The sequence below is a fragment of the Bacillus sp. AFS001701 genome, from assembly GCF_002559405.1.
In the GTDB taxonomy this organism is placed as follows: Bacteria; Bacillota; Bacilli; order Bacillales; family Bacillaceae_G; genus Gottfriedia.
The window spans coordinates 1-9447 of sequence record NZ_NTZO01000254.1 but is presented as its reverse complement, the minus strand read 5'-3'; the positions used below and the strand labels follow the sequence as shown (position 1 = coordinate 9447).

At 33.5% G+C, this 9447-nt stretch carries 10 protein-coding genes and 1 pseudogene; all 11 read right to left on the bottom strand.

Features of this window, described 5'->3' with window-relative positions; translation table 11 throughout:
- Nucleotides 1–28: 28 nt before the first annotated feature.
- Nucleotides 29–442 (bottom strand): annotated as a pseudogene (locus CN514_RS16780) (HTH domain-containing protein); the annotation flags it as partial.
- 142 nt (nucleotides 443–584) lie between these two features.
- Nucleotides 585–1670, bottom strand: coding sequence for a toxic anion resistance protein (locus tag CN514_RS16775; RefSeq protein ID WP_098233574.1), 1086 nt, complete (start codon nucleotides 1668–1670; stop codon nucleotides 585–587).
- Between the two features lie 14 nt (nucleotides 1671–1684).
- Complete coding sequence (locus CN514_RS16770) at nucleotides 1685–3304, bottom strand: YceG family protein (protein ID WP_098233573.1); 1620 nt, start codon at nucleotides 3302–3304, stop codon at nucleotides 1685–1687.
- A 23-nt stretch (nucleotides 3305–3327) separates the two neighbouring features.
- A complete protein-coding gene (locus CN514_RS16765) occupies nucleotides 3328–3534 on the bottom strand; it encodes a helix-turn-helix domain-containing protein (RefSeq protein ID WP_286141727.1) in 207 nt (68 codons plus the stop codon).
- 189 nt (nucleotides 3535–3723) lie between these two features.
- Nucleotides 3724–4302 (bottom strand): TerD family protein, encoded by a 579-nt coding sequence (locus CN514_RS16760; RefSeq protein ID WP_098233572.1) that lies wholly within the window; start codon nucleotides 4300–4302, stop codon nucleotides 3724–3726.
- A gap of 34 nt (nucleotides 4303–4336) precedes the next feature.
- Nucleotides 4337–4930 carry a TerD family protein gene (locus CN514_RS16755; RefSeq protein ID WP_098233571.1) on the bottom strand — a complete coding sequence of 198 codons (594 nt, stop codon included), beginning with the start codon at nucleotides 4928–4930 and terminating at the stop codon, nucleotides 4337–4339.
- Nucleotides 4931–5612: 682 nt separating this feature from the next.
- Nucleotides 5613–6182 (bottom strand): manganese catalase family protein, encoded by a 570-nt coding sequence (locus tag CN514_RS16750; protein WP_098233570.1) that lies wholly within the window; start codon nucleotides 6180–6182, stop codon nucleotides 5613–5615.
- Nucleotides 6183–6197: 15 nt separating this feature from the next.
- Nucleotides 6198–6461, bottom strand: a complete 264-nt coding sequence (locus CN514_RS16745) for a spore coat protein CotJB (protein WP_098233569.1) — start codon at nucleotides 6459–6461, stop codon at nucleotides 6198–6200.
- 2 nt (nucleotides 6462–6463) lie between these two features.
- Nucleotides 6464–6670 carry a spore coat associated protein CotJA gene (locus CN514_RS16740; RefSeq protein WP_176525938.1) on the bottom strand — a complete coding sequence of 69 codons (207 nt, stop codon included), beginning with the start codon at nucleotides 6668–6670 and terminating at the stop codon, nucleotides 6464–6466.
- A gap of 109 nt (nucleotides 6671–6779) precedes the next feature.
- Nucleotides 6780–8261, bottom strand: coding sequence for a flavin monoamine oxidase family protein (locus CN514_RS16735; RefSeq protein WP_098233567.1), 1482 nt, complete (start codon nucleotides 8259–8261; stop codon nucleotides 6780–6782).
- A 170-nt stretch (nucleotides 8262–8431) separates the two neighbouring features.
- Nucleotides 8432–9409 (bottom strand): ring-cleaving dioxygenase, encoded by a 978-nt coding sequence (locus CN514_RS16730; protein ID WP_098233566.1) that lies wholly within the window; start codon nucleotides 9407–9409, stop codon nucleotides 8432–8434.
- Nucleotides 9410–9447: the final 38 nt, after the last annotated feature.

Here is a 9447-nt window from a genome sequence, read left to right as displayed (position 1 = left end):
GTATAATGTGAGCCTTGATCTTTTACTCTATTACCTTCATCCCCCTCTCCAGCATGTCTAGCTTTTTTAGCAATTCATTTTCAGCTTTTAACAGTTGGATTTGAGCTTCTAATTTAGCGTTTTTTTCTTCTAAAGTGAGCTCTTTATTAGTTGGTCTCCCAGAGTTGTCTTTACGTGTATCACGAAGTCCAAGAACTCCCGAATCATTATATGAAGTACGCCATCTATTGGCAGCCCTATTAATTCTAGTAATACCTATGATTTCAACGTCAAATCCATTTTCCTCAAAGATCTGTCTCGGCAATTTTCCATTTTTATTTTCAGTTACAAAAATCCTTTTAAACTCATCTGAGTATGTAATACTTTTTGAACTTACAGCTTTAACGTTTGGATTTTTACTTAATATTTTTATTTCCTTATTAGAAAAGAGCTTTTTTGACATATAATATTTTCCCCGATTTTCTATTTTCTTCATTATATAAAAAAGTACCCCATAGAAGTGACCTTTTTCAAGTGTCTACTCTATAGGGTACATTTTAGTCGGCCACTGACTTTTAAAAACTAATGAATACCCCTTAATATCATTACTTTCCTTGCTTAAGTTTAATGAAGTTTTCTTGCAGTTGCTCCAAACGCAACTTACCTTGTTCACGTTGAATTTTATTTTCTTCTTCAATCGCTTTCGTTTCTTGCATACCCTTCATAATGATATTCCAAGTTTCTTCCATCGTCTCAATCTTAATGCTAGGAGATCCTGATAATCTAGCAATATCCACACTTTGCTGTGAAATTGTATTGGCATTACGTAATAGTAACTCGTTTGTTCTCTTATCTAATTCATTCATTGATTGAGCTACTAAATTTTGTCTCTTAGCTGCTATTGCATTTATTAATGCAGTTTTAAAGATTGGAATTGTAGTTACAAAGGCTGAGTTAATTTTACCAATCAGTTTAGTATTACCACGTTGTAATAGACGAATTTGCGGAGCTGATTGATAAGCAACTTGTTTTGCCATTTCTAAATCGTAAGTACGTTGTTCAAGTAACTCGATTGCGTTTTTTAAGGAGTCTAACTCCATCATAGCAAGTTGATTACCTGATCCAGCTCTTTCAGTTAAAGCAGGGAGCTGTGTTTTTAATTCTTCTGCTTTCATTTCTGCGGCTACAATATATTTTTCTAACTCCATATAATATGCTACGTTTTGCTCGTAAAGCTGTTCTAATGTATTTGTAGATGTTTTCATTTCGTGTTCATACTTTGTAATTTCTACATAGACTTTATCAATTTCAGTACCCATTGATTGATATTTATCAAATAATTTATCAATTAACTTTTGACCACGATTAAAAATTTTTGAAAGAAACCCTTTTTCTTCTGCAAAATCTTTCGCATCAAAGCGGTCCATAATTTTCCCTAATTGTTTTAATAGAACGCTAGATTCTTCCATACTTGAAGCCTTAATTGTATTTAATATTTTACCTGAGAAGGTTGAAATTTCAGTTGCTGGTTCTTTCCCGTACTCCAATAAAGCTATTTGATTTTTATGGTCTATTGAACTTGCTAGACGGTGTACTTCCGGTTCATTTCTTAATTGCAATTTCATATCATTTGCATTCGCTTGTAAAATTTCATCTTGCTTTTCTAAACTAGTAAGTGTATTTATAGACATTTTAAGTTCCCCTTTTATTTAACTATTTTTCTAAATAGATTTTTAATTAGTGACTGTCCTGATGCTCGCAACACTTGAAATTCAGTATCAAAAGTAACTTCATCTAGCCAATGGGAATCGAATAATTTGTCATCTACGAATAATTCGATATCATTCTGACCCGTCGGATTAAGTAAAACTAGATCCACTCCAAACTCATTTAATAATAGCAGTAGTGCTGCGTCGTTTCTATTTAGTTCACCATCTCTTTCTGTATTATAAATAATTAATTTTGGAACTTGCTGTGTATAATCAAACTGCTGTAGTAATCTTAATATTTCATTTGGCATATTCATAGATTGGCTAAATAAAAATAGTTGTGTCTGAGCATTTGTTTCATTTGGTAGTGACTTAATATTTGCTCGGTCAACATATCTAGATATAGCAGAAGCTAGACCAAACTGTAATCCGCTTGGAAGTTCTTTATATCTCCACCAATTACTAGCCAACATCTTATCGGGGTCAAGCAGCCCGTCACGCCCTAAAGCATTTTGATAATGATATTGTTGATTTCCTTTAACTAATTGGGTAAATGGAAATTTATCTATTTTAAGTGTTAAATTGCTTTCAGTTAGTTGGCCAATCTTTTCCCAATATTCACGGTGGTTTTTCGTCACACCTAAAATCTTCATAAAGAAAACCGGAATTTCAACACTATTTTCTTTTACTTGGAAATTTGGACGTAACATTGCTCTCTCTTTATGTAAAATGAATAGTTCATCAAAGGTTGTTTTTAATGTAATTGATCTTGGAGCATAATTTCTAAATTGCCATGGTTTATATAATAATGAATCCTCAGTATGCAATAATTTCTCAATTTCCTTTGTTGCTCTATGGGCAACTGTACTCTTTCTAACTGGCTTTTCTAGTGGAAAAGGTACGAAAGATGTCGTTGAAGGTAATATTTTAATTCCGTCGCTCTTGGTACCTAGTAAATGGGATAATGCATCTTTTCCTTCCGGATGAAATATAGCAACATCAAAACCTAAAAGGATTAGCAAGTAAAGGAAATAACATTCACTTAAGGTTGTGTCACCATACCATAGGATAAGTGGAGAACTAGTAGGAAAACTCTCAATCCATTTATTTACATGGTTATGTAACCATTTTACAAGATCAACTATGATCCTTCTAAAATTACTATCAAGGAATCCATTTTTATGTGAATCTTTAAAGCTAGATAATACAGATTTAATTTGCTCTCGAATATGTCTATGTATGTTCTGATTTTCGTGCTTCGGAATTAATCGCTCACCTTCAAGGAATGCAATTAGTCTGTTCACTGACAATCCATTTTCAGCAGTGTTTATTGTTACTATTCTTTGAACAGCTTGTAACATATCATTCGAAATTGTCTTGTTTAATTCTTCGCTTAATAGAATGACATTTAAAGATTCGTCATGTACTAGTTCATATAAGTTTTCAAAATACTCATCTTCATCAATGTTAGTTCCTAAAATTCTCCATGCAATTTGATTAAACTGTATAGTTTCTCCTTCTACTTGATAAGATTGTCTTAATATAGAAGGTTGTTTCAAGATACTCAACCACTCATGTTGATTAATATCCATGGCTTTTGGGTTGATCGCAGACATAAAGATACTCCTTTCCGATGTTATTATTTCATTTTTGGTTGTCCAAAAACTGCTACCATACCTTCACGAGTTACTACCCAAGAGGAACCAAATTTACGTATCGTACCGTCTGGAAAATCATTTATTCGTTTCCGTAATGTTGAGTCATTGATCCCCCATTCTTGACACGCTTGACGTGAACTAAGTAAACTTGGATCATTTAAATTTATCGTATTACTTTGTTTATTCAAAATCCCACCCCGAACTTCCAAATAATGCAACATTACAATAGGAAAACATTTTAAACTTAAATTACAATCTAGGACATCTTTAGAAACTTTTTCCTCTCTACCTTTCTAAAGATGTACTAAACAATAATAAAGGGGAAATAGAAACACTTTCCCCTTTTAACTATTAACCTACTTTTTTATTAGGCAAAATTAAGCATCTAATCCGTAATCTTTAACTAATGAAATTAAACCGCCTTGGTATCCACTACCAATCGCATTAAATTTCCATTCGCCATTGTGACGATATAATTCACCTACAACTACTGAAGTTTCGATTGAGAAATCTTCACCTAGATCATAACGAACTAATTCTTCACCATTCGTTTCATTTAAAATACGAACATAAGAGTTGCTTACTTGTCCAAAATTTTGGTTACGTGCATCAGCTTCATGAATCGTAATTGCAAATGCGATCCTTTCTACTGTAGCAGGAACGTTTGTTAGATTAACTGTAACTTGCTCATCGTCACCATCACCAGCGCCAGTTCTGTTATCGCCGTGGTGTTCAACTGATCCATTTCCACCTACTGTATTGTTGTAAAATACGAAATCTTTTTCAGTAGCACATTTACTAGCTCCATTTAATAAAAATACTGATGAGTCTAAGTCAAAGTCATTGCCGCCACTGTACTTATTAGTGTCCCAACCTAATCCAACAACAATGTTCGTTAAACCAGGATTTGTTTTCGTTAAATCTACCTTTTGTCCTTTTAATAAATTTACTGTCATTTTAAATGCACTCCTTTTCAATTATGTTTTTTATTTATTGAAAACGTTGAACAATTTTATCTAATGCAATATCTTTTGTTCCCTCTCCAACTGCAGAGAACTTCCACTCCCCATTATGGCGATAAATCTCACCAGGGTATAACGCAGTTAATCCTGAATAATTATCAGTGATATTGTAGTTTACTAACTCAGCGTTTGCTGACTTGTCTACTACTCGAATAAATGCGTTTTTAATCATACCGAAATCTTGCTTACGTTGAACACAAGCATAGATATTTACAACAAAGACAAGTTTATGTACATAAGAAGGAACCTTATTTAAATTAACAAATACTTGCTCATCGTCACCGTTACCATCACCCGTTAGATTATCTCCAGAATGAACTACGCTACCGCATAAGCTTTTTTTGTTTCCAAAATAGATTACATCACTTGCACTTCTTAACTTGTCATTTTCATCTAACATTAAAACAGAAGCGTCACAGTCAATATTTTCTTGTTTACCAAATCCGAAGAAACCACCACTTTTTTTCACCGGATCCCAACCTAAACCTACAATTAAAGAGGAAAGTCCCGCTCTTCCTTTTGTAAGGTCGACTTTTTGACCTTTTTGTAAAGAAATTGCCATATGCTATTAACACTCCTTATCATGTATTAATCACGCTTGCGTGATTTATAGTTTCATATTATCATATAAACTTTGGAAATACTATTAACAACTTGGTGATTTGTGGAATATGTTACATTTCTTGTCATAATAACAATTGGTGAACTTGTCTTGAGTACAGTTGTAGATGAATGCTTTAACTAAATATAGTATGCGTTAATGAGGATGTCTCAAAAAATTAAGATTTTATCGGTACAGATTAAAGGAAGAATTGCGGCGAATTAAGTCTGAGCTCAAATAAGTATTTGAGGATCGCAATTAAGGAGTCTATTCGTGCAAATAAAGATTGAAAAGGTGCAAAAAAACAGTGGTCTGCAATTAAAATTAGAAAACCGCAAATAAAAATACCAAAACTGCAATTAAATATTAAAGAATCGCAAATAAACTTAACTTTTACCCATACCAGTTAAGGTATTATGACCTGAAAACTTGATAATAGAAGTTTATTTCAAATAGAAAACTGCTTTAACTTGATAAAAATCTGCTAATTATCAATAAAAAAGAGCAATTTTATCAACTATAAAGCACTGTTCAAGTACCTCACACTAGAGCTACAGTTCTATTTATTAATCATTCCATACATGCAAAAAAATAAAACCTGCTCCCGATCTACCAGGAACAGGTTCAAAATAATATCAACTAACTAGAAAATCTTCCGCTGTTGTCGATCATCTTTCAGAATTTCCACAGCTTCTCTAAATCTCTGAGAATGTACAATCTCACGCTCTCTTAAAAATCTTAAACTATCATTCAAATCCGGGTCGTCAGAAAGATCAATGATCCATTGATAAGTTGCCCTAGCTTTTTCTTCAGCTGCAATATCTTCATATAAATCTGCAATAGGATCACCTTTTGCTTGAATATAAGCAGTCGTGAACGGCACACCGTCTGAATTATGATAGAACAATGCACTATCATGTGATGCATAATGGGCATCTAATCCGGCAGCTTTCATTTGATCTGGTGTTGCGTCTTTTGTTAATTTATAAATCATTGTAGCAATCATCTCTAAATGAGCAAATTCCTCTGTTCCGATATCTGTTAAAAGTCCTATAACTTTATCGGGAATTGAATATCTCTGATTTAAGTATCTTAAGGCAGCTGCTAACTCACCGTCTGCTCCACCGTATTGTTCAACTAAAAATTTGGCAAGCATAGGGTTACAGGTACTTACTTTAACTGGATATTGCAATTTTTTTTGATAAATCCACATAAATATTCCCTCCTTCTAAACCTGCCATGGCCACGGACCTTTGTGCCAGTTCCAGTTTTGATCTGAATAACTGCCACCAAATTGATATAATGGTCCATATTTTGATTCGAAATTAGCTTCGATTTGTTTTTTATATTGGGCGTATTGATTAAATTGGTTAATTGCATTTTGATCATCTGGATGAGTATCTAAATATAAAGTTAATTCTACAAGAACGAAATCTACTGCTTGCAGTTCCTCTAAATCTTGATAATATTCTGGAGGAAGTTGCTCAGGCATTTTTAATCCCTCCTTGCTTTATATGGATTTTCGTAAAAGTCATAAAACACTTTCCATAAAGTACCTTTTTTCAATGCCTCTTTGTAAGAAAATTGCTCTAGTCCTGGTGGCTGAAATCCTAAATATAAGTGTGGAGGTGTAGAGTAATATTTTGTACCAATTGGTGGACACGGGTCATTTGGGCCATGAAAAACATTCCATGCTTTCACAGGGGTAAATTGTAGTCCTTGATTATTTTCGTTCAAACTGATCACTCCCTCAAATAAAAAGACATCCACTATTTTCACTATATTCAACGGAAATATAAAAAATGAATTTTTATCGTTCAATGAAGGTACGGCTGTTTACTTCAAATGCTGACCGTATGCCAGATTCGATTGCACCTTCAATCCATGCAGGCGCAGAAGATGTATGCTCACCAGCAAAATGAACTCGCCCCTCAGGTGTGGAAATATAAGGTGTCAGCTCTCTATTTTGTTCTGGTTTGAACATAGAAAACGCTCCCCCAGAGTATGGATATAGAGCCCAACTATGAGTGTAACCTGTGATAAATTCTGTATAAACTTGATTACCATGGATAGTAGCCAAATTACTTAAAGCATTCATTATCCGATCATTTTCTGACATACTATCCCATATCAGTGCATCATCTTCCCAAGTATAACTAGCTAAAACGATTCCCGATCCATTTTTACCATTATGATTACTTGGATAATATGCAAATCGGATTGGTAAATCTGTTGTTAATTTCCCACCTAATGTTCCATCTTTCTCCCAAAATCTACTTTTAAATTGAAGTCCAATTTTAGTAGACGGAACATAGTGTAATTCTCGTATTGCTTTCCATTTATCATAAGAAAACGAATTTCTTGGAACCACTTCTATGAAGTTTAATAACGAAAAGGGGATAGTAATAATGGCATAGTCAGCAGTAGTTTGATAAGGCAGATGGCTTGTATAATGATCTGAGTGAATCGTTACTTGATTATTTTCTTGCACGATTTTATTCATTTTTTGTCCAAAGAATAGATTATCCTTCAATTGTGTTAAAAACTTTTTAGGTAGTTGATCATTTCCACCTGTAATCTCATAAAACTTAATTTCCTTTGAAAATAATACAATAAACTCTCTTAAAATGGCAGTAAAGGCAAGTTCAGGAAACCCTTCCATTCCTTGAAGTACTTTTACTTCCTCTACAGCTCCAGGTGACAATGGTGTACCGATTGGGTTGTATCTTAAGAATGAATCCATTGAATGATGATCATAATTTTCAATAATGGTTTTCCAATTTTCATCAGGATTTTGTTTAATAAAATCCATTGCGGACTTTAGTGACCTTTCAATTAACTGGTCAACATTAACCCCTTTTTCATTGTCCGCAACACGATAACCTAAAATATCTGGATTTTGCTCATATTGCTTCTGGGTTGTTTTTATCCCGTTAACGAAGATAATATCCTCTGACTTCCCATTTACAAATTCATTCACTCTTAAGTTAAATTTATTTATATATTCAAGTACAAGTTTGTGATCAGAAGCAATACGCATTGCACCCAATTCTAAGTATTGATCATTAATAAAAGGCGCTCTTTTCGTAAAAATTCGTCCACCTACTCGACCATTTGCTTCTAAAATCGTCACTTCATGTCCTGCTTCCTTTAATAAATAACCTGCTACTAAACCTGAAATTCCCGCTCCTACTATAACAATCTTTTTCGGATTATTTGTCCTCTCTAGTCCATTTTGTATTAAAGTAACCATTTCATCCTTCGATAAACGCCTACCAGATGTACTATTCATGTTCCCTCTCCTAAAAAATTATTTTAGTTCATAAGATTTTTATTCAGTGAAATATTTCATTAGAATAACAAATCGATTTATGCATTAATTTTTTAGGTAATTTTTTACATTTAAATTTAAGAGTTATTTAATAAAAAAACACTCACTTCAAAAGTGAGTGCTTTCTGACATTATTCTTTAACAAATTCCTTCGTACTTCTTACAGTATCAATCTGACGAATCATTCCTTCAATTTCATCACGTTTTGGTTCTAAGAATGGAGGTAAAGATAACTTTTCACCAAGTGTCTCATAAGGTTCGTCTCCCATAAATCCTGGGCCATCTGTTGCAAATTCGAATAAGATTTGTGGAGCGACTCTTGCGTATAATGACTCAAAGAAGTGACGATCTACATAGCCAGAGTTTGGTAATCTAAATGAATCTAGACGTTTAATCCACTCTTTTAATACAGATGTATCTTCTACTCGGAATGCCACATGGTGAACTGTACCAAATCCTTGGAAAGCTTGTGGTAATATTTCATTATGCTCCGCAATAATTTGTGCTCCATTTCCACCTTCACCGACTTCGAATAAATGGAATGAACCTTCTTTATCAATTTCTTTAAATAAAAGTACTTTTTCAATTACTTCTTTAAAGAATGCGAAATTAGCTACACGGATAAAAATTGGTCCAAGTCCTGTAATTGCATATTCTAATGGAATTGGTCCATTTTGCCATGGTGTACCTGAAGCAATTCCTTTATTATGCTCATCTGATATGAATTGATATTGTTGGTCGTCGAAATCAACAAAAGATAATGTTTTTTTACCGAACTGTGTTTTTATCCCAAAGTGTTTCACTTCTAATCGATCAAATCGATTTACCCAATAGTCTAATGCTGCATCAGTTGGTACTCGGAAGGATGTTTTTGAAATTTCATTTGTTCCATGTCCCCCTTTTTGAATTCCAGGAAAATCAAAAAATGTCATGTCCGTTCCAGCGCTTCCCTTATCGTCTGCAAAGAATAAATGGTATGTTTGGATATCATCTTGATTGACCGTTTTCTTTACTAAACGCATACCTAAAACATATGTGAAAAATTCATAGTTCTTTTCTGCACTACTAGTTATAGCTGTTACGTGATGAATCCCTTTTAAGCCGTTCATACTAATTCCTCCATATAAATTATTTATCTATATAAGCT